This is a genomic window from Microbacterium endophyticum, assembly GCF_011047135.1.
Taxonomy (GTDB): Bacteria; Actinomycetota; Actinomycetes; order Actinomycetales; family Microbacteriaceae; genus Microbacterium; species Microbacterium endophyticum.
This window is the reverse complement of sequence record NZ_CP049255.1, coordinates 2,174,536-2,194,772: the sequence shown is the minus strand read 5'-3', so window position 1 is coordinate 2,194,772 and position 20,237 is coordinate 2,174,536. Positions and strand designations below refer to the sequence as shown.

Annotated in this window: 14 protein-coding genes, 1 tRNA gene and 1 other RNA gene; 8 read left to right on the top strand and 8 right to left on the bottom strand. The window is 62.8% G+C overall.

Features of this window, described 5'->3' with window-relative positions; translation table 11 throughout:
• Window positions 1–126: 126 nt before the first annotated feature.
• The 5 genes from G6N83_RS10250 to ffs form a co-directional block, all read right to left on the bottom strand.
• Window positions 127–2,652 (bottom strand): glycoside hydrolase family 65 protein, encoded by a 2,526-nt coding sequence (locus G6N83_RS10250; protein ID WP_165141756.1) that lies wholly within the window; start codon window positions 2,650–2,652, stop codon window positions 127–129.
• A gap of 52 nt (window positions 2,653–2,704) precedes the next feature.
• A complete protein-coding gene (locus G6N83_RS10245) occupies window positions 2,705–3,436 on the bottom strand; it encodes an HAD family hydrolase (protein WP_165141754.1) in 732 nt (243 codons plus the stop codon).
• A 105-nt stretch (window positions 3,437–3,541) separates the two neighbouring features.
• On the bottom strand, window positions 3,542–4,768 hold the full coding sequence (locus G6N83_RS10240) for an acetate/propionate family kinase (RefSeq protein ID WP_165141752.1): 1,227 nt from the start codon (window positions 4,766–4,768) through the stop codon (window positions 3,542–3,544).
• Entirely contained in the window at window positions 4,765–6,936 is a 2,172-nt protein-coding gene (gene pta, locus G6N83_RS10235) for a phosphate acetyltransferase (RefSeq protein ID WP_165141750.1), read from the bottom strand. The genes G6N83_RS10240 and pta overlap by 4 nt, the downstream gene beginning before the upstream one ends.
• A 74-nt stretch (window positions 6,937–7,010) precedes the next feature.
• Window positions 7,011–7,107: signal recognition particle sRNA small type (gene ffs / locus G6N83_RS10230), an RNA gene on the bottom strand.
• 75 nt (window positions 7,108–7,182) lie between these two features.
• Here ffs and G6N83_RS10225 point away from each other — a divergent pair.
• Entirely contained in the window at window positions 7,183–7,608 is a 426-nt protein-coding gene (locus tag G6N83_RS10225) for a GNAT family N-acetyltransferase (protein ID WP_165141748.1), read from the top strand.
• A 30-nt stretch (window positions 7,609–7,638) separates the two neighbouring features.
• Here G6N83_RS10225 and G6N83_RS10220 read toward each other — a convergent pair whose 3' ends face one another.
• Both G6N83_RS10220 and G6N83_RS10215 read right to left on the bottom strand, forming a co-directional pair.
• Window positions 7,639–8,340: a helix-turn-helix domain-containing protein gene (locus G6N83_RS10220; protein ID WP_165141746.1), complete on the bottom strand. Its 702-nt coding sequence runs from the start codon at window positions 8,338–8,340 to the stop codon at window positions 7,639–7,641.
• Complete coding sequence (locus G6N83_RS10215) at window positions 8,333–9,835, bottom strand: APC family permease (protein ID WP_165141744.1); 1,503 nt, start codon at window positions 9,833–9,835, stop codon at window positions 8,333–8,335. The genes G6N83_RS10220 and G6N83_RS10215 overlap by 8 nt, the downstream gene beginning before the upstream one ends.
• Before the next feature lie 219 nt (window positions 9,836–10,054).
• Between G6N83_RS10215 and G6N83_RS10210 the strand changes: the two genes are divergently transcribed.
• From G6N83_RS10210 to G6N83_RS10180, 7 genes are all read left to right on the top strand, one after another.
• Entirely contained in the window at window positions 10,055–11,530 is a 1,476-nt protein-coding gene (locus tag G6N83_RS10210; protein WP_165141742.1) for an APC family permease, read from the top strand.
• Between the two features lie 87 nt (window positions 11,531–11,617).
• Window positions 11,618–13,633: a primary-amine oxidase gene (locus tag G6N83_RS10205; RefSeq protein ID WP_165141740.1), complete on the top strand. Its 2,016-nt coding sequence runs from the start codon at window positions 11,618–11,620 to the stop codon at window positions 13,631–13,633.
• A 4-nt stretch (window positions 13,634–13,637) separates the two neighbouring features.
• Window positions 13,638–14,186, top strand: a complete 549-nt coding sequence (locus G6N83_RS10200) for a hypothetical protein (RefSeq protein ID WP_165141738.1) — start codon at window positions 13,638–13,640, stop codon at window positions 14,184–14,186.
• Between the two features lie 79 nt (window positions 14,187–14,265).
• Window positions 14,266–15,273 (top strand): AAA family ATPase, encoded by a 1,008-nt coding sequence (locus G6N83_RS10195; protein WP_165143391.1) that lies wholly within the window; start codon window positions 14,266–14,268, stop codon window positions 15,271–15,273.
• A 7-nt stretch (window positions 15,274–15,280) separates the two neighbouring features.
• Complete coding sequence (locus G6N83_RS10190; RefSeq protein ID WP_165141736.1) at window positions 15,281–16,528, top strand: DUF58 domain-containing protein; 1,248 nt, start codon at window positions 15,281–15,283, stop codon at window positions 16,526–16,528.
• Window positions 16,515–18,800: a transglutaminase TgpA family protein gene (locus tag G6N83_RS10185; RefSeq protein WP_165141734.1), complete on the top strand. Its 2,286-nt coding sequence runs from the start codon at window positions 16,515–16,517 to the stop codon at window positions 18,798–18,800. Before G6N83_RS10190 ends, G6N83_RS10185 begins: the two co-directional genes overlap by 14 nt.
• 76 nt (window positions 18,801–18,876) lie before the next feature.
• Window positions 18,877–18,964, top strand: a tRNA-Ser gene (locus tag G6N83_RS10180).
• Window positions 18,965–19,009: 45 nt separating this feature from the next.
• Here G6N83_RS10180 and G6N83_RS10175 read toward each other — a convergent pair.
• Window positions 19,010–20,179: an IS481 family transposase gene (locus tag G6N83_RS10175; protein ID WP_165141732.1), complete on the bottom strand. Its 1,170-nt coding sequence runs from the start codon at window positions 20,177–20,179 to the stop codon at window positions 19,010–19,012.
• Between the last annotated feature and the right edge of the window lie 58 nt (window positions 20,180–20,237).

Here is a 20,237-nt window from a genome sequence, read left to right as displayed (position 1 = left end):
CGGTTCGCTCCAGCATCCACTCATTCCCTCGTGAGCCGTCGCCCCGGGCGGACGAGATACAACGAGTGGCGGATGATTTTCGATCACATGCCCGCTCTAGGTAGATCTCCTCCCGGAGGACCATGGCTAGTCGATCATCGGTCGCGACTCGTCGGGGTCGACGGGGTTTCCGTCATCACCGATGATCGAGATGCTGGTGGTCACTGTAGGTACGGAGGCCGACAGCAGTGTGCCGTCTTCGCGGCGCACATCGGCGAACTGAGTAAGCGACGGACGACCGGGAATCACGGGACCCTGGTCTGCGAGCGGCACCGAAAGGTCGCTGCCGCCGTGCACTGTGTACTCGGCACCACGCACCCAGAACGTCACCGGGGCACCCTCCCCTGCCCGGACGCGCATTTCGTCGGGACGCAGCACGATGTCGAGCTCTGTCCCGTGCCAATGAAGCGTGTATGCAAGCTCCGGCCAGTCCGCCGGAAGCCTCGGATCGAAAGAAAGCTCGCCGAAGTGATCGCGCATTCCGCCGAATCCAGAGACGAGCGCCGTCCATACTCCACCAGCCGACGCCACGTGAACGCCGTCGGCCGCGTTGTGGTGCAGGTCTCCCAGATCGACGAAGATCGACTGCAAGAAGTAGTCGAGGGCAAGATCCTGATACCCAACTTCGGCGGCGAGTATCGACTGCACCACCGCAGACAGCGTCGAGTCTCCCGTTGTCAGCGGGTCGTAATACTGGAAGTCAGCGAGTTTCTCTTCGCTTGTGAAGTGGTTTCCCTGCAGGAACAGCGCGAGGACAACATCCGCCTGCTTGAGTACCTGATAGCGGTAGATCACGAGCGGGTGGAAGTTCAGCAGCAGCGGACGCTGATCCACCGGTGTGTTCTCGAGATCCCACACCTCGCGTTCCAAGAACACGTGATCTTGTGGGTGGATGCCGAGGGCTTCGCTGAAGGGGATGTGCATTGCCTCAGCGGCTTTATCCCACATCTCGGCTTCGTCGGGGTCGAGACCCACGCGGCTCACCAAGAGTCGATACGCATCGGGTTCGTAAACTTCCATTTCACGAATCGTGCGGGCGGCAAATCTCAGGTTGAAGCGTGCCATGACGTTCGTGAACAGGTTGTCGTTGACGACCGTGGTGTATTCGTCTGGCCCGGTTACCCCATGAATGTGGAACGAGCTCTCGCCGTCACTCTCGCGCCAGAACCCGAGCGTCGCCCACAGCCGCGCAGTCTCCACCGCGATGTCGACGCCCTCGCTGTACAAGAACGCGGTGTCACCGGTTGCCCGCACGTACTTCGCCAGAGCGAAGCTGACGTCGGCGTTGATGTGGTACTGCGCGGTTCCCGCTGCGTAATACGCGGATGCCTCTTCGCCGTTGATCGTCCGCCATGGGAAAAGCGCACCAGCCTCGTTGAGTTGACGCGCGCGACGGCGAGCCGCCGGAAGCATAAGAGCACGCATGCGGATCGCATTTCGCGCCCATTGCGGGGTCGTGTACGCCAGGAAGGGCAGCACATAGATTTCGGTGTCCCAGAAGTAGTGGCCGGAGTATCCCGAACCAGAAACACCCTTCGCGGGAACGCCCAGGCCGTCAGCACGCGCGGCGGCCTGCGCCAACTGAAAAAGGCACCAGCGCGTGGCCTGCTGGAGGTCGTCGTGTCCTTCGATGCGCACGTCGGAACGGCGCCAGAAGGCGTCCAGCCAGTCGCGCTGCTTCTGGAACTGCGACGCAATGCCTTCGGACGCAGCACGATCAAGAGTGCGGCGGCAGCGGTCGATCAGTTCGCGGGTGGGCACTCCACGCGACGTGTGGTAGCTCACGACCTTCACGACTCGTGTCGGAACGCCTAGCCTCGCGTTGACGCGGAAGACGTTTTTCGCAATGTCGGGCTCGATGAGAGTGCGCGCGGTGTAGGCGTTCTCGGTTTCGATGATGTGGTCGGCTGCGACACCGATGGTCATCTGCGATTCCGATACGCGATAGCTCAGGGCCGACCGGAGTCCGTCTTGCCAGTACTCCTCAGGGCGAAGTACGCGCTCCGCGATGCGTTCTGCTTTGCGAGGGTCGAACCCGGCACGCTTCGTGGGCTTGGGGGTGCCGCCGTAGACATCTTCGCCATCTTGACGGTTGATCAGCTGGCAGTTGATCGTCACTGGAGCATCAGCGTTGAGTACCGTGACCTCGACGCTCATGATCGCCAAATGCTTCTCTTCGAACGACACCATGCGTTCGAAGTCGATACGCACCTGCTTACCGGACGGAGTACACCACAGTAAGTGGCGGCGCAGCACACCGTCACGCATGTCCAGAGCGCGCTCATACTCGGTGACGTCAGCGACGTCGAAAGACAACGGTTCGTCATCGACGTACACGCGCATGACTTTGGCATCGGGGGCGTTGATGATCGTCTGGCCCACTTCGGCGAAGCCGTAGGCCTGCTCAGCATGGCGAATCGGGAACGTCTCATGGAACCCGTTGATGAACGTGCCCTGCTCGTGGCCGAACCGCCCCTCCGGGTGATTGCCTCTTAAGCCGAGATAGCCGTTGCCCACCGAAAACAGTGTCTCGGTAACGCCGAAGTCGTCGAGGCCGTATGAACGCTCAACGAGGCGCCAGGGGTCTACGGGAAACCGGTCGCGATCCATCATGGGGATGCCTTCCACTGTCGGGTCTCGGCAAGTGTCGATAAAGGGAAAAAAGTCAGTCTACGAACGCGTCGAGGTCATCGACCACAACGTCAGCACCTGCTGCGCGCAGCGCCTCAGCGCCGACCCCACGGTCGACACCGACGACAAGGGTGAAACCACCGGCGGATGCTGACTTCACACCGCTGATGGCATCCTCGACCGCCGCGGTGCGCGCAGGGTCGACACCGAGCATGCGTGCAGCTTCAACGAAGACGTCGGGGGCGGGTTTCGAAGAAAGGTTGTCACGCTCGGCGATGACGCCGTCCATCACGACCGGAAATCGATCGCGGATACCGGCAGCGGCCAGCACCTCTTCAGCATTTTTAGAGCTCGATACGACGGCAACCGGGGTGCCAGCGGCCGCAAGCTTTTCAAGCAGTCGCAACGAGCCCGGGTAGGGTGCGATGCCTTCCGCACGCAAGACCCCTGCGAAAACCTCGTTCTTGCGGTTTCCGATTCCGCACACGGTGTTCAACGCTGGGTCGTCGCTCGGATCTCCCCACGGAATCTCGATGTCGCGGCTTCGGAGCAGACTCGACACTCCGTCGTATCGTTTCTTACCGTCGAGGTACTCGAAATAATCGCTTTCGGTATAGGGCTCTTCTACGCCCCACTCCACGAACACTTCGTCGAACATGGTCTTCCACGCGTGCATGTGTACTTCGGCAGTCGGCGTGAGAACGCCATCAAGGTCAAAGAGCACAGCTTCGAAGCTCGTAAGGTCGGGCAGGGCGTCGTTTGTCACAGTGCCTCCAGACAGGGTGCGGCATTCCGCAGGGTTAGGGGAATTGCACCTCGGCGTGCGTGTCTGCTCAGCGTAGTGTGCCCACGTTACGCGCCGGTATCCCGCTCACGACTCGTCAGCGACAACAAGCGCTTGACGCGCAATTTCGAGTTCCTCGTCCGTCGGTACGACGAGCACTGTGACTCGTGAATCATCCGTGGAGATGACGCGGACGCCACCACCCCGCTTCGCGTTGCGCTCAGGGTCGATCTCGACGCCGAGGAATCCGAGCGTGGCAACAGTTGCAGCACGAATAGCCGGGTCGTTTTCGCCAACGCCGGCTGTGAAGCTGATCACGTCGACGCCACCGAGCTGCACGATGTAAGCGCCGAGGTAGGTACGCAATCGGTGGATGTAGACGTCAAAAGCGAGCTGGGCGTCGGCGTCACCCTCGTCAACTCGATCCATGAGGTCGCGCATGTCGCCCACCCCGGAAAGACCCAATATTCCGCTGCGCTTGTTGAGAAGCGTGTCGATCTCGCCGATCGACATGTCAGCCCGACGCGCGAGCTGAAAAACGATGGCCGGGTCGAGATCGCCCGAGCGTGTGCCCATGACGAGACCGGCGAGCGGAGTAAAGCCCATCGATGTGTCGACCGAGCGGCCGCCATCGACAGCCGTGACAGACGCACCATTTCCCAGGTGAAAGATAATCTGGCGCAGCTCGCCGTTGGGACGCTCCAAGAACGAGGCAGCAGCCTCGCTGACGTACTTGTGGGACGTGCCGTGAAAACCGTACTTGCGAAGGCGGTATGCCTCGGCGACCTCACGATCGATGGCATAAGTGAACGCTGCGGGTGGCAGAGTCTGGTGGAAAGCCGTGTCGAAGACGGCGACGTGAGCAAGATCCGGAAAAGCCTCGCGTGCAGCACGGATGCCCTGAAGCGCGCCCGGGTTGTGCAATGGCGCGAGTGCGGCAAGCTCGTCGATGTTGATCTCGACCAGCGGTGTGATCAACGTCGGCTCGAAGAAGCGCGCCCCGCCGTGTACGACGCGATGGCCTACCGCGGTGGGGGCGTTCTCGGTGAGCGACGGCCCCTGATTCGCGAATGCCTCGAGCATGACAGCGAAACCGGCGCGGTGATCGACGATCGGCACTTCACGGGTGGTCGTGGCATCCACCATCGTGGCGGCATTTTGACCACCGGGCGCCATCACCTTGTGCTTGGCGCGGCCAATACTTTCTCCGATGCGCTCGACGATTCCCGACGCGAGAACGCGCTCACCGGTCATCTCAATGAGCTGATACTTGAAGGACGACGAGCCACTGTTGACGACGAGGACGACGCTCACGCGGTCACGCTCCCTGATTCTGATCGGCCCTGTTCCTGATCGGCTTGGGCCTGGATCGCAGTGATCGCGATCGTGTTGACGATGTCTTCGACCAGCGCGCCGCGCGAAAGATCGTTGATGGGTTTATTGAGGCCCTGCAGCACCGGGCCGATCGCGACAGCGCCGGCCGATCGCTGCACAGCCTTATAGGTGTTATTTCCCGTGTTGAGGTCGGGAAAGATGAACACCGTGGCGCGCCCAGCGACGTCTGAACCGGGCATCTTGGCGAGAGCGACGGCCGCATCCGCGGCCGCGTCGTACTGGATGGGGCCCTCGACGAGCATCTCGGGCGCACGTTCACGCACGATGCTGGTGGCGGTTCGTACCTTTTCGACGTCTGCGCCGGTTCCAGACTCCCCCGTGGAGTACGAAAGCATCGCGACGCGGGGTTCGATTCCGAACTGCGCGGCAGTAGAGGCCGACGAGATCGCGATGTCGGCGAGCTGGTCGCTCGTCGGATCAGGAATCACCGCGCAATCACCGTAGACGAGCACTCGATCGGCCAACGCCATCAAGAACACGCTCGACACGACTGACACACCGGGCTTTGTCTTAATGATCTCGAACGCCGGTCGGATCGTGTGAGCGGTGGTGTGGGCCGCACCCGACACCATGCCATCGGCGAAGCCCATGTGAACCATGAGCGTGGCGAAGTACGAAGCATCCGTCACTGAGTCCGCGGCGCGTTCGTAAACCATGCCCTTGTGGGCGCGAAGGCGTGTGTACTCCGCGGCGAACTTGTTGACGTAGACGGCGTCGAAGGGGCTGATGATCTCGGCCCCGGAGATATCGATGCCCAACTCGAGGGCTCGGTGGCGCACTTCGAGGTCTTCTCCGAGGATGATGATGTCCGCCACGCCGCGCGCGAGAACCGTCGCGGCAGCGCGCAACACTCGGTCGTCTTCGCCCTCGGGCAGGACGATGCGTTTTCGATTGCTGCGGGCGCGCTCCATGATGCCGTACTCGAACATCAGGGGTGTGACGATGCTCGATCGCGCGAGCCCCAGCAATCGAGTGAGCTCCTCGACGTCCACGTACTTGTGGAACATCGCAAGTGCCGTGTCATAACGGCGCTGCGAGTCGGCCGCGAGTCGCCCGCGGGTGTTCATGATCTGCACGGCTGTCTCGTACGTTCCGCCGTCGGTTGAAATGATCGGGAGCGTCGAGTCAAGACCGTCGATGAGGCGGTCGATATCTTCGGGCAAGGGGAACGGCCCGTTGAGCACCACTCCGGCAAGAGATGGGAACGTTCCCGACGAGTGCGCGAGCATCGTCGCGAGGAGAACCTCAGTGCGATCGGCCGGAATCACAACGAGTGCGCTCTCGGCGAGTCGGGGCAACACGTTGACCATTGACATACCGGCAACGACGACGCCGAGAACCTCACGGGTCATGAGGTCAGGGTCGCCTTTGACCAGGGTGCCGTTAACCGAGCGGAGCACTCCCCTGACAGATGGCGCCACCAGGAAGCGATCTTCGGGCAGCGCCCATACCGGCACTTCAGCTGCGCGAGCAGCAGGCAGACTGTGCTCGATCACGCCGCGGATGGCGGCCACGATCTCTTCAGAGCGTTCCGGGTCGATTCGGTTCGCGGCAATGCCGAGCAGGTCCGCTCGACCATTTGATAGCTCGGTGAGAGCCAGCGACGTGATCTGGCCCATCTCTTCGGGCGTCCGAGGGGTCGACGTGCCGAGTTGCTCACCGCTCCCCTGATGCGCGCGCCCCCCGAGGACAAGCAATACTGGCGCGCCGAGGTTCGCGGCGATTCGAGCGTTGTATCCGAGTTCAGCGGGGCTACCGACGTCAGTGAAGTCGCTACCAAGGATCACGATCGCGTCGCACTGCGCTTCGACCGCTTTGTAGCGCTCGACGATTCGACCGAGCGCGGCATCCGGATCGTCGTGCACGTCGTCATAGGTGACGCCGATGCACTCGTCGTAATCGAGGTCGACGCCATCATGGTCGAGCAACATCTCGAGCACGTAGTCACGTTCGACGGTGGAGCGCGCAACAGTTCGGAAGACCCCGATACGGGGAGTCGCGTGACTTAATGCGTCAAGCACTCCGAGCGCGATCGTGGACTTGCCGGAATGTCCTTCGGCTGAGGTGATGAAGATGCTCTGTGCCACACATCAACCCTAAGAGGCTGCGACACCCGCCGCGCGCGGGTGCACCGGAGAAAGTCCTACGAATCGTTCCGGAAAAATAAGACTCTCCGCGAACCCGGCAGAGCCTGGTTACCCTTGCTACGTTTCCGTCCTGGGGGAGTTGGCCTGGATGCCGCCTCGCGGAGAGCTTCCCATAGTCTAACGTGCTCGCGCGCTCTCGCCAGTCGACGGTCAGGAGTCGACAGTCGTGCACCATATTCTGAGTGGGTGCATTCCCGCTACCGCTTTTCGACATCATCCGACGAGATCGACCGCGTTGTCGTGCACGGGTGGCTCAGCGAGCAGTCGTACTGGGCGAAGGGACGGACCCGTGAGGCGCAGGATGCTGCGATCGATGCCTCACGTAACTACGGCATCTTCGAGGTCGATTCCGGCGCACAAGTCGCCTACGCCCGCGTCATCACCGATGGCGTGACCTTTGCATGGCTGTGCGATGTCTTCGTTGCAACGACTGCGCGGGGCAACAACCTTGGCAAGGATCTCATCGCGGGCGTCGTAGCTGACCTCGAACCCCTGGGGCTACGCCGCGTACTCCTTGCAACGGCCGATGCGCATGGCCTTTACGAAAAGTATGATTTCGGGCCGCTGCCGGAGCCTGACCGCTTCATGGTGCGACTGCAGCCGACCACGTGACTCCGGACGATGCATGAGGCGCGACAGACCTCACGTCACAAGTGGCGCAAGCCGTTCCGCAGCGGGCCGCAATATCTCAAGCACCGCTGCAGGCTCCGATATGCGGTGTGCGGGACCGGAAAACCCGACAGCGCCTGCGAGAGCACCGTTGCTGTCACGAATGGGGACCGCGAGGCATCCATAGCCCACCGTGATTTCGCCCACTTGACGGGTGGCGTCGAAACGCGCCAGGTCGGACGCCACAGCCCCGGGTAGCGCGTTCGCCGGCGCCATCTCGCCAAGAAGCAGGCGCCCCAGCGCAAATCGCCCCGGCTCTCGAACGAGGCGGACGTCATCGGACAGGGGAAAGTCGGGGTCGGCATCGACAACCGTGATCCGGCCGTCGATGTAAAGCACCACATGCACTCCGCCTCGGACAGCGGATCGAGTATCGGCGACGACGGCGCGGGCCGCTGTAGCCAGCCGCAACGGTGGTGTCGCAGCCGCAATGAGCTGCGACACTTTTGCACCGAGCGCGAACCCGGCAAGATCCGGCGTGCGCACGAGATATTCGTCTTGCACGAGCAGATTCAAGAGGCGATAGGTCGTCGCACGCGGCAACCCGAGTTGAGTTGACACTTCGCGTGCCGTCGCGCCCGCTCCCAGATGCGCGACGGCCTCGAGCACACTCAATGCACTGTGAATCGCACGCGGCTGACGCGCGGTGAGAGCGGGCGCAGGTGCCTCAGGCATCAGTGGTTCGTCCATCTCGGGCGACACCACCCAACACTTGAGATGCGATCGGTTCGTCGTAGGCGCCAATGCCATCGAGCGAGCGTCGATCGCCGCGAATTCGCCCGATGATGACGATTGCAGCCGCCACCGCGACGGCGAGTACCACCCAGATCGCCGCGCTTCCTGATGCCGCATCGACCACGAGGAACGCTACGAGACCGCCCGTGAGGGCGACAGCAGAGACTCCGGCGATGACCGCCGAACCGACTGTTAATTCGCCTATTCGACGCAGAAACAACGGCGCGGAAACGCAGACAAAGATATAGGCGACGATGTAACCGACACCGCCGAGCGCGATGGTGATGTGCATGGCGTCGCGAATTTCCATACCGGCAATCGTCACGAGCAAGGGCGCGATCGTGATCACGGGCAGCGAGAGCCAGATGGCCCCGATCGGGGTGCCGAACCGGCGGTGAGCCCTCCCAGCAGCCCGAGGGAGCACGCCGTCACGGCCCATCGTGAAGAGCACCCGGGTGAGGGCCGTCGTCGAGCCGATGGCGCAGGCGAGAAAGGATGCGGCGATCCCGGCGTCCGCAAGGGTGGCCCACATGTCCATGCCATAGGCCGCCGCGAGTTCGTTGATGGGCGATGCGCTTTCGGAGAGTTCCCTATCCAACGCGGCAAATCCTGCAACCTGGGTGATCGATGCCAGAAGGTAGAGCCCACCCGAGAGGATGACCGTCCAGACAATCGCCCTCGGCACGGTTCGAAGCGGCGAGCGTGCTTCGACGCCGAGGGTCGCTGAGCTCTCGAATCCGACGAATGCGGTCAGGGCGATAACGGAGCCGGCAGCGATGGCAGCCGGCGACCATTCGCCGGCTGCTGGCACCAAGACCGCCGGGTTGATCGGCCCAATCTGGACCAGCAAAATGATGAGCATCACGACGATGAGCGCGACCGAAATCACTTCGACGACAAGAGCGATTCGCGAGGACACTCGAATGCCGCGCACCAATACCAGTGCGACAAAAGCCGCTTCTGCGAGAAGCACGAGTGCTGTCGTGACGGGCCCAGCTGTGCCAGGAAGAATCGCACCCAACAAGAACGTGAGGTAGTAGGCGCCGCCAAAGAGCGCGAACATCGCGATTGCGCCGTACCCGACGAGAATTGCTGCCCCAGAAGCCAGGCCGGCTCCCACCCCGAGGCCTCGGGCCGTGTAAGTGTAGGTCGAACCGGCCGCCGCAAAACGGCGCGCGAACTGCGAAATAGTGCGTGCTACCAAAAAGCTCAGCACGCCGGCGACAAGGATCGACAGCACGGTAGCCGAGGGCGAAATTCCGGCGACCAGCAGCACTACCGTCGTTGCCGCGGCCGCGGGCGCGACCGCCGCGACTGACTGGGCGAGCACATCGACGAAACCGACGCTTTGACGATCAAGTCCGTGCAGCGGCGAGCGCGCACCGAATTCTCGCACCGGATCGGGACGAGCGATGGCGCGTTCGAGTGCTGTCATGGTGCCTCCGGGAGCCGTCTGTGCAGCGTAAACACCACTGGTTGCCGCCACGGGTCTCGCGTGTTTCGAGTGTGTGTCTCTCAAATGAGACCGCGTCCGCACACTGTCTCGTTTGTCATGCCCTTCTTTTTCACGACCCAGGAACGGTGTTGCAATCCGGGCGCGAGAGTCTCATGGCATCCGCTCGTTCACCCTGCACCGCCCACGAAGGGACCGCTCATGACACAGCTCGAATCCACGGGGGTCGAAGCGTCCGCAAAGCGCTCGCTCACCGGCTCTCTCGGCGTCACCGCCATTGTCTTTATGGTCGTCGCCGCGGCTTCTCCCCTCACCGTCGTCGGAGGAGCCGCACCTCTCGGCATCCTGATCGGCAACGGGGTGGGTTTCCCGTCGCTTTATGTCATCAGCGCCGTCGTCCTGTTGCTGTTCTCAGTGGGCCTGGCCGCGATGGCGCGGCACGTCCCGAAGCCGGGAGCATTCTTCACCTACGCCGGCTACGGCCTCGGGCGGTCGACCGGCCTCGCCGCGGCCTGGATCGCCATGCTCACCTATACGACAATTCAGGTATCGGTGTACGGCTACGTCGGCTACATCCTGAGCTACACCGTCGAATCCATCGGCGGGCCCGCTGTTCCCTGGTGGCTTTTCTCGCTCGTCGTCATCGCCCTCGTGGGAGTCCTCGGCTATCGCCACATCGATTTGTCGAGCAAGGTGCTGGGTGTTCTCCTCGTCGCTGAGGTGGGGATTGTGCTCGTCATGGTGGCCGCCGTCATGATCAACGGCGGTCCGGAAGGACTCAGCCTCGAGACATTCGTCCCGTCGAACATCGCCAGTGGTTCACCCGGAGTCGGGCTGATGTTCGCTATCGCCGCGTTCATCGGGTTCGAAGCCACAGCGATCTTCCGTGATGAGGCGAAGAACCCCAACCGCACGATTCCCCGCGCAACGTACGCCGCTGTCATCGGTATCGGCGTCTTTTACACACTCGCTTCATGGGGGCTCGTGATGGCGTGGGGACCAGACGGAATCATGGATGCTGCGGCAGAAGACCCCGGCAACCTCATCCTTCGCACGATGTCGATCTACCTCGGAAGCGCCGGCGAGATCATCACCAACGTCTTGCTGATCACGTCGATGTTCGCCTGCGTGCTCTCGTTCCACAACGTCGTCACGCGCTACCAGCACTCGATGTCGAACGCGGGGGTCATGCCCGAAAAGGTGGGCGCGGTGCACCACAAGCACCTCTCACCACATATCTCGTCGGTGGTCCAGACCGCGACAGCGGCCGTACTCATCGTCGTCTTCGCGATCTTCCAACTCGACCCCGTGTTGCAGGTGTTCACCTGGTTCGCCGGCGTCGCAACGCTCGCAATCGCGCTTCTCATGGCGCTGACATCGATCGCCGTCATCGTCTACTTCGCCAAGACCAGACAAGACCGCCGCGTCTGGCAGACGATGCTTGCTCCGGGCCTCGGGTTCGTCGGACTGATCGTTTCGGCAATCCTGATCATCGCCAATTTTCCTGTGCTCGTCGGTGACGCAGATGCTGACGGCAATCCCGTCTTCGGCGGGGTGAGCTGGGTGCTACTGGCACTGATCGTGATCTTCCCCCTGTTCGGATTTGTACAGGCGTGGTGGATTCGCACGCGCAGACCCTTGGCGTACGCAAAACTCATCGACACCATCTCGAGCTGACGACCGCCGGGGGTGCGCTCTCCTCATCCCGCGTGCTCCCGGCATCCCTCTCCCCCGCTGTTATCCCTTCTTCTAGGAGCATCACCCATGAGCATCACCGATATCGAAACCGCCGCCGGATATACCGCACCCGCTGCCGCCTCGCACCCACTGTCATCGCTGAGTGCCGACGAAATCGACGCCGTTCGCGAGATCACCGCTTCGCTTCCTGAAATGGGCGACCGGGTGCGTTTCGCGTACGTCGGCTTAGAAGAGCCGCCGAAGGCCGACGTACGCGCATGGGAGGCTGGCGGTGGGCTTCCCGACCGTCGTGCGCGTGTGCAACTTCTCGATATGACGACGACGCGTTCCGTGGATGCCATCGTCTCGATCACGAACGGAACCGTGCTCTCCGCAGATGTACTCGACGGCACAGCCGGGCAACTACCGATTCTCGATGCCGAGTTCGAAGAGGTCGGCATCATCGCGAATGCCGACGAGGGGTGGCTCGCCGCTCTCGCCGGTCGCGGACTCACTGTCGACGACGTCGCGCTCGTGCCGCTGTCGGCTGGGCATTACGGATACGCCGCTGAAGAGGGCCGCCGCATCCTTCGCACCTTCGCGTTTCGGCAAGACCACCCCGCCGACCACCCGTGGGCGCACCCCGTCGACGGCCTGACCGCCTACATCGACGTCGCCGACCGCAAAGTGATCGAGATCATCGACAATCCGGGACTCGCGGTTCCCGAGACAAGCGGAAACTTCGACGACCCGGCCCTGCAGGGGCCACCGCTCGAGGGCCTCAAACCGATCGAAATCACGCAGCCCGAGGGTGCGAGTTTCACTGTTGATGGCGAAGAAGTGACGTGGGGCAACTGGAAGCTTCGCATCGGCTTCGACACCCGCGAGGGCTTAATCTTGCGCCAAGTGGAGTTCGCTGACCGCCCCGTCATGTACCGCGGATCCATCAGCGAAATGGTGGTCCCTTACGCGGATCCGTCGCCGAACCGCTTCTGGCAGAACTACTTCGACACCGGCGAGTACCTGTTCGGCCGGTATACGAATGAGCTCGAACTCGGCTGCGACTGCGTCGGTGACATCACGTACCTGGATGCCACGCTCTCTGATGAGTTGGGCATGCCCCGCGTCGTCCGAAACGGGGTGTGCATGCACGAAGAGGACTTCGGTTCGCTCTGGAAGCACACCGATATCTTCACGGGATCAAACGAAGTGCGCCGGCAGCGCCGACTCGTCATCTCGTTCTTCACGACCGTGGGCAACTACGACTACGGGTTCTTCTGGTACCTGTATCTCGACGGCACAATCGAGTGCGAGGCAAAGCTCACGGGCATCCTTTTCACGTCGTCATACCCGGGTGACGGTGAAGACGGCACCCCGTATCCCTACGCTTCCCAGGTGGCACCGGGCCTCGGCGCTCCGTATCACCAGCACCTGTTCTCGGCACGCCTCGATATGACAGTGGATGGCACCGCCAACGTCGTCAACGAGATCGACGCCGTGCGGTTGCCCATTTCGGAGCAGAACCCCTACGGAAACGCGTTTACCAAAAAGGTGACACCGATCACTTCAGAGAAGGTGTCCGGCCGACTCGCCAACGGCGCGCTCAACCGGGTGTGGCAGATCGCGTCTACCGAGAAGACAACCTCAATGGGTCAGCCAACGTCTTACGTGCTCTTTCCGACAGAAACGCCGACGCTGATGGCTGACCCGTCGGCATCCATCACGTCGCGCGCGGAATTCGCAACCAAGAACCTTTTCGTCACGAAGTACGACCCGGCAGAACGATACGCCGCGGGCGATTTCGTCAACCAGCACCCGGGCGGGGGCGGCATCCCCGAGTTCATCGCGGGAGACGAACCTCTCGTCGGTGAAGATGTCGTGCTGTGGCACACGTTTGGTCTCACGCACTTTCCTCGCAACGAAGACTGGCCCGTGATGCCCATGGACTACGCCAAGTTCACGCTCAAGCCGTACAACTTCTTTGACCGCTCACCCGTGCTGAACGTGCCCGCTCCCGTTACCGACCATTGCTCTGCGGGTACGGGTCACGCTCACGCTGAGCACCACGGACACGGCCACCACGACGATCACGCCGCGCACTGAGTCCATGCCCGAACTGCTCCACGCGTGGGCCGTTGCCCCGGCCGCGATCGGAACCTGCTGCTTAGCAGCCGATCGGGGCCGGGTGCGGATGCCCGAGCTCATGGCGTCGATGTTGATGATGCTTGCGATGCTCGATGCTGCTCTGACACGTCTCGTCGCACCGGTGTACTGGGCAGCGTTTTTGGTCGTCGGCGCCATGGGGCTGGCTGCGCTGCGCACCACTCGGCGGAGTCGTCATTCGCGATCTCGAAACGAACACGGGGCTTCGAAGGCAAGTGGCACCGGGGCAGCACTTCACACGCCGCTCGGAATGATCGTCATGGCCGCCCTCATGCTGGGGATGAATCATGGTTCCGGCGGCACTGCAACAGCAGGGGCGCATCAGCACGGCATCGGCACAGGGTTGCTGATGGCCGTCCTGATCGCTGGGGCCGCAGCCTACTCGGCAGCATCTTTTGCTCTTGCTGTCCGCAGAAGCGGATGGTCGGTGCGTGCTGAGTACACGACGATGGGCGCCGCGACCTCGCTCATGGCGATCGCGCTCCTCGTTTGACCCTGGCACCGGCACCGTCGGGTTACGATCGGGTAACGAGGGCGAAGAAGCTCGCCGAGTGCGCCGGCCGGGGGACCAGATGGACAACACCGCAACGTCAGAAGCTGCACCCACACGCAGGAGCGCACTCGACTCCGCAGAGTTCCAACGGCTCGCGGGCCTTGTCGAAGCGTCGATCTCGCGAGTGATCGATGGCAAGCCTGAAGCCGTGCGTTCCGCGATGGTCGCACTTCTCGCCGAAGGCCACCTGCTCATCGAGGATGTGCCAGGCGTCGGTAAAACGATGCTTGCGCGCGCACTCGCCGCGTCAGTTGCGGCGAGTGTGCGCCGCGTACAGTTCACTCCGGATCTCCTCCCCGGCGACATCACCGGAGTGAGTGTTTTCGACCCGGTTGAGCGCGAGTTCGAATTCAAACCGGGCGCAATCTTCGCGAACATCGTCATCGCCGACGAAATCAACCGGTCCTCCCCGAAAACGCAGTCGGCGCTGCTCGAAGCGATGGAAGAGCGCCAAGCAACCGTCGACGGCAGTTCTCACCCACTCCCCGACCCGTTTCTCGTGGTCGCAACGCAGAACCCCTTCGAGATGGAGGGCACCTACGCGCTCCCGGAAGCTCAACGAGACCGTTTCATGCTGCGGATCTCGATGGGTTATCCGGATGCGGCATCCGAGATTCTCATGCTTCGTCAGCGTGAAAGTTCGAATCCGCTCGCGGCCATCACGCCCGTGATCTCTGCCGAACGAGTACGTGACCTCATCACCTGGGCGCGCGCTGTTCACGTCTCGCCGTCGATCGAGGAATACGTCGTCGCCCTCGCGCACGCGACGCGCACACATCCCGACATCAAGCTCGGTGCGAGCCCCCGCGCGACTCTTCAGCTCCTCCGCGCAGCCAAGGTGTGGGCGGCGCTCGATGGGCGGGCATTCGTGATTCCCGATGACATTACCGACCTCATCGTCCCGGTGTTCGTGCACCGGATCATTCCCTCGCGGGTCTCAGCGCGCGGCGGGAACACCGGCGGTGTGACAGCGATCCTCGAACGCATCGCACGCAGCATGCAGGTTCCGCTGGCTACCCGGTCGTGACGTCGCGATGAGGCGTTTCTGGCCCCTGACCGTCCGCGGGACGGGTGCACTCGTGCTCGTTATCGCGTTCACTGTCGCAGCCAACGAGCTGGGGCTCATCGAGCTTCTCGCGTTCGCGGTTCTCCTTCTCGCGTTGCTGACGATGGGCGCACTTTCTGTATGGCTTCGGCGCCGACACGCGCAGGTCACTCGCGCGCTCTCACCCGATGTGCCCTCGATCGGAGCAGATGCCACAGTGACAGTTCGTGTGACCGCGGAGTCGTCGTGGCCGGCGTCATCCGGCACCTGGACCGACGCTCTCCCCGGGGATATCACGGCGGATGCCACCGGGGTCTTTCCCGTGTTCACCTCGCGCCGCGACGGTCGGCACGCCGAAGTGACGTACGAGCTCAACGCTGTGCACCGCGGCATCCATTGGATCGGTCCCCTGCGGCTGAAAATAACGGACACATTCGGACTCATTCGACGCCAACATACCCTCGGCGAGCCCACGAAGATCGTCGTTGCCCCCACGGTCGTCGACCTCGGACCGACTCCGGGGTTTTCCGGCGACAGTGGCGGCACGCTGAGCCCACTCCTCACTCAGCGCGGACAGGGCGCTGACAACCTCATCGCGCGGCCGTACGCGTCGGGTGATTCGATGCGTCGCATCCACTGGCGGGCGAGCGCTCATCGCAACGAGCTGATGGTGCGAGAAGAAGAGCAGGAGAGCACCCCCGAGGCCACCGTCGTGTGCGATCGCGCAGTGATACGTTTCGATCCCGCAGCGCTGGATGCCACCGGCGCTGACGCCGATTTCGAAGTCATCGTATCGGCGACTCTCTCGGTGACGGCACGACTTGTGCGCGACGGTTACACGGTCGCCGTCATCGACTCTGATGGTTCAGAGTTGTGCGCACCGATTGCCGGTGGCGACACCACTGCCGTCGAAGAACTCGTGCTCGACTTCGCGACGATAACCGCACGCTCCGTGCGCGCCGGCGTGGCCTTCGCCGGTCTCGCGCAAGAGGTCGCGGGTCGAACCATCGGCCCGCTCGTTGTGGTGACTGGTGCCCTCACCTCTTCCGATACCACGGCACTCGCAGCCCTCGCCGGCCACAGCCATATGCCGGCGCTCATCACGACGACGCGAAACCGCGAAACGTTGCAGTCAGCCACTGGTTGGCGCACCGCGACGGTTTCCGACGACTCGGAGCTCGCCGAGGCATGGCGTACTGTGACGTCTACCGCGGAGGTGGCTCATGGCATCCGCTGAACGTCGGGCGCACCGCGCCCAGCATCGCCGCGGTGCGCTCTTGCCGACCATCGCACTGTGGACAGCGCTTGTCGCGAGCGCGCTGCCGCTCCTGCGCGTCATCGACTCGGGCGCTTGGGTCACGACAGCGCTCTTTGGAACAGCCGTCGTTCTCGCCGTCGGCTGGGGCGCACGCCGCTTATTGCTGGCGGCGGTCGTTGTCCCCCTGCTGGAACTGCTGACGTGTGTCGTGTTTCTGACGGCCGCATTTCTGCCGACGACCGGGATATTCGTCGTTATCCCCACATCTCAGACCGTTGTCGGGGCGCAGTCTTTGCTCGCTCAAGCCCTCGACGAAATCGCGGTGGGCGCGGCTCCGCTGTCTCCTACTCTCGCGCTTTCTTTCTGCCTGGTCGCGGCGATCATGCTGCTTTCGGTTGCGATGGATCATGTCGTCCTCACCGCCCGAATGCCGCTTTTGGCTGGCCTCGCACTCGTCGCGGTTTCTGTCATCGCGCAGGTCATCGTGCCCGGCGACTTCAGTGCGGGTGAGTTCGTGTTCTTGGCTGCCAGCATCCTGTTTCTGTTGTGGACTGAGACGCGGCGTCGTGAGAAATCACGCGCATTGCAGTCAATTTCTTCAACGGATGGCCATGCCACTACTGCGCGGCGACATGCTGGCCGCGGTGCGGCCGCTCTCGCAATCGGCACCGTCGCTGTCATCACAGCTCTCGTTGTCACCCCACTTCTGCCCGCGCCGGTGGCACGCACGCAGGCCAGTACGGGACTCGCCGGCACTTCGATCAACCCGACCCTCCGGCTCGGCGACGATCTGAGGCAGCCGAATGACGTCGACGTTCTTACGTTTCGCACCACGCTGCCAACGGCGCCCTATCTTCGCGCCGCAACTCTCTCGACGCTCGATGGCGCGGTCTGGACGCCCGATGAGGGCGGTGCGCTCGCGCTGACGCCCGGCTCCGGGGTTGCCGCGATCACGGCTGGCGGCGACATCGCGCGCACAGCCGGCGTGACAACGATCGATATCGAGGCTCTCAACTCCGGGCTTCTTCCCGTGCCTTACCCAGCGACCGATGTCACGGGTTTGAGCGGAGATTGGGAGGCGCGACCCGAAGGCGGCACGGTCACCGCGGTAGCGAGCAACACTCGCGGGCAAAGCTACGCCGTGACGAGCGAGGTTCCGCGCCCAACCCGGGAACAAATTCAGGCATCGGATGCCGGTGGCTCAGGCAACGATGACCTGTTCACCGAGATGCCGAGCGATATTCCTTCGAACATCGCTCAGCTTGCTTCTGAGGTGACGGCTGGAGCCGCAACCGACTACGACGCGCTGATCGCACTTCAAAGCTGGTTTCGAGGCTCAGAGTTCGAATACTCTCTCGACGCGCCGGTAGAAGAAGACTTCGACGGATCGGGCATGGTTGCGGTTTCGAAGTTTCTCGAGGTGCGTAGTGGCTATTGCGTGCATTTTGCTTCGGCGTTCGCCTCGATGGCACGAACACTCGATATGCCCTCTCGCATCGTCGTCGGGTATCTGCCCGGCGTCGCAACGACAGACGTCGTCGGCGAACAGCGCGTGTACCAGGTGTCGAGTTCGCAGCTCCATGCGTGGCCCGAGGTGTATTTCGATGGCATTGGCTGGGTAGCATTCGAGCCGACGAAGAGCCTGGGCACGGCGACGGTTTTCTCGGCGACGCCCACGAATTCCACCGACACCACCGAAGAAAACGCCGCCTCGGCGCAACCGACTGCGCCCTCAGCTTCGCCGTCGACATCTAATGGCCGACCCGCAGATGCGCTCGATCAAAATAGCGCCGAGGCTGCGGGCGAGGGCGACGCGCTGGGCTCAACAATCGGCATCTTGGGACTCGTCGTGTTGCTGCTCGCCATGCCAGGACTTGTTGCCGCGCTCCGCCGTGGTCGTCGGCTGCATCTGGCGCATCGCGGTGATGCGCACGCGGCTTGGGCATTCGTCGTCGATTCCGCAATCGACCTCGGCATCGCGATCTCGGCGAGCGCGTCTCCGCGCGCTGTCGCAGCGCACCTTCGCGATAGCTGCGACAGCGCGCTGATCGGGCTGAACCTACTCGTGCCAGCGATCGAGCGTGCGGCGTACTCGCCAGCGGGCACAGCGGCCAGTAGCAGCGGATTAGCGGATGCTGCGGCATCCGTTCGCGACGAGTTGCGGGCGTCAGCGAGCCCCGTGCGTCGCGCTTTCGCTCTCGCTGCACCACGCTCGATTGTGGTGCGCCCTGCGGTTGAGGTTGCCAAATAGGCAACAGCGATCCCGACCTCGGGCTCGGGAGCACTGCCGATGACCTGTAGGATGGTCTGCGGCCCTCCGGGGCTGTGGAGGATTCGCCTAGTGGCCTATGGCGCACGCTTGGAAAGCGTGTTGAGTGAAAGCTCTCAGGGGTTCGAATCCCCTATCCTCCGCCACTGTGATGAGTCGCGACATAGGTCTCACCTGAGTCGCGACATGTGTCAGAAAGAGCCCGGCCATCGGCCGGGCTCTTTCATTTCGTTGCGCCAGTAGGCGCGTTGTGTGTTGATGGTGTTTGTTGCGATGATCTCGGCGGTGTCGAGGTGGATGATCGTGACGGTTGTTTCGTCGATGAGCGCGATGATGCGTTTGCCGCGGTGGGCTGTTCCGATGCCGAGGTGGTGCATTCGTCCGGCTCGGCGAAGGCTCATTTTGCCGTTGCTGCCGACGTGGTCGTAGCGGATTCTGAAGTGTCCTGCCCGTGGGGCTGTGGGGAGAGCTTTCGGGGATGCACGGTAGGTGGCCTCTGGTGTTGTTCTGTTGTTGCTTCGGTGGGGGCGCTGCTCGTTGTAGTGGTGTCGGAAGTGGTCGAGCTGGAGTTGTAGCTCATGCAGGGTGGTGGCTGGGGGTCTGGCTCCGAGCCATCGTTTGAGGGTTTGGTGGAAGCGTTCGATTTTGCCTTGGGTCTGCGGGTGGTTGGGTGTGCCGTTCTTTTGTTTCACTCCGAGTAGTGCGAGGAGGTATTCGAAGGCGTTGCGCCCGCCGCCGAATCGGGCTGTGTAGACGCGGCCGTTGTCGGTGAGTGTTGAGGCGGGGGTGCCGTGTTCGTCGGTTGCTGCGAGGAATGTGGTGACGACGTTGTCGCCGGTGACCGGGGTGTGGGCGGTGCAGGACAGGAGGTAGCGGGAGTGGTCGTCGAGCCAGTTCAGGATTTCGACGTCCTGGCCGTTTGCGAGGCGCCAGTGGGTGAAGTCTGATTGCCAGGTCTCGTTGGGTTGGGCTGCTTCGAAGCGGATGTAGGACGATTTCGGTCGTTTGCGGGGTTCGGGAGTGATCAACCCGGCGGTGTGCAGGATGCGTCTGATCGTGGATGTCGATGGCGGTGTGTGTTGCTCGTGTTCGAGGTGCCAGGCGATCGTGACAGGGCCGGCATCGAGTCCTTGGGTTGTGAGTTCCGCCCGAAGGGTGATGATCCGGGCGCGAACTTGTTCCGGTGTGGCGGACGCGTTCGTCTTCGGTCGCCGTGAGCGTGGCTCGACCGCGTCCAGTCCACCGTCACGAGCGAGTAGCCGATGCAAATGTCGACGGGAGATCCCGTACTCGATCGCCGCGTCGGTGACGGTGAGCTGGCCCGCGATGATCTTCAAAACAACAACCCGATGCTTCGACATACATCGGACTGTGACGCATGACGCGACTCACCAAAGACCTATCACCTGTGACCTATGT

What these genes read in the sequence shown, in the direction of transcription:
- G6N83_RS10215 (WP_165141744.1), bottom strand. Translation starts at nt 9,835, where the DNA reads ATGACAGCACTCGAACGCGCCATCGCTCGTCCCGATCCGGTGCGAGAA.
- G6N83_RS10200 (WP_165141738.1), top strand. Translation starts at nt 13,638, where the DNA reads ATGCCCGAACTGCTCCACGCGTGGGCCGTTGCCCCGGCCGCGATCGGA.
- G6N83_RS10205 (WP_165141740.1), top strand. Translation starts at nt 11,618, where the DNA reads ATGAGCATCACCGATATCGAAACCGCCGCCGGATATACCGCACCCGCT.
- G6N83_RS10210 (WP_165141742.1), top strand. Translation starts at nt 10,055, where the DNA reads ATGACACAGCTCGAATCCACGGGGGTCGAAGCGTCCGCAAAGCGCTCG.
- G6N83_RS10175 (WP_165141732.1), bottom strand. Translation starts at nt 20,179, where the DNA reads ATGTCGAAGCATCGGGTTGTTGTTTTGAAGATCATCGCGGGCCAGCTC.
- G6N83_RS10220 (WP_165141746.1), bottom strand. Translation starts at nt 8,340, where the DNA reads ATGCCTGAGGCACCTGCGCCCGCTCTCACCGCGCGTCAGCCGCGTGCG.
- G6N83_RS10250 (WP_165141756.1), bottom strand. Translation starts at nt 2,652, where the DNA reads ATGATGGATCGCGACCGGTTTCCCGTAGACCCCTGGCGCCTCGTTGAG.
- G6N83_RS10190 (WP_165141736.1), top strand. Translation starts at nt 15,281, where the DNA reads ATGAGGCGTTTCTGGCCCCTGACCGTCCGCGGGACGGGTGCACTCGTG.
- G6N83_RS10195 (WP_165143391.1), top strand. Translation starts at nt 14,266, where the DNA reads ATGGACAACACCGCAACGTCAGAAGCTGCACCCACACGCAGGAGCGCA.
- G6N83_RS10185 (WP_165141734.1), top strand. Translation starts at nt 16,515, where the DNA reads ATGGCATCCGCTGAACGTCGGGCGCACCGCGCCCAGCATCGCCGCGGT.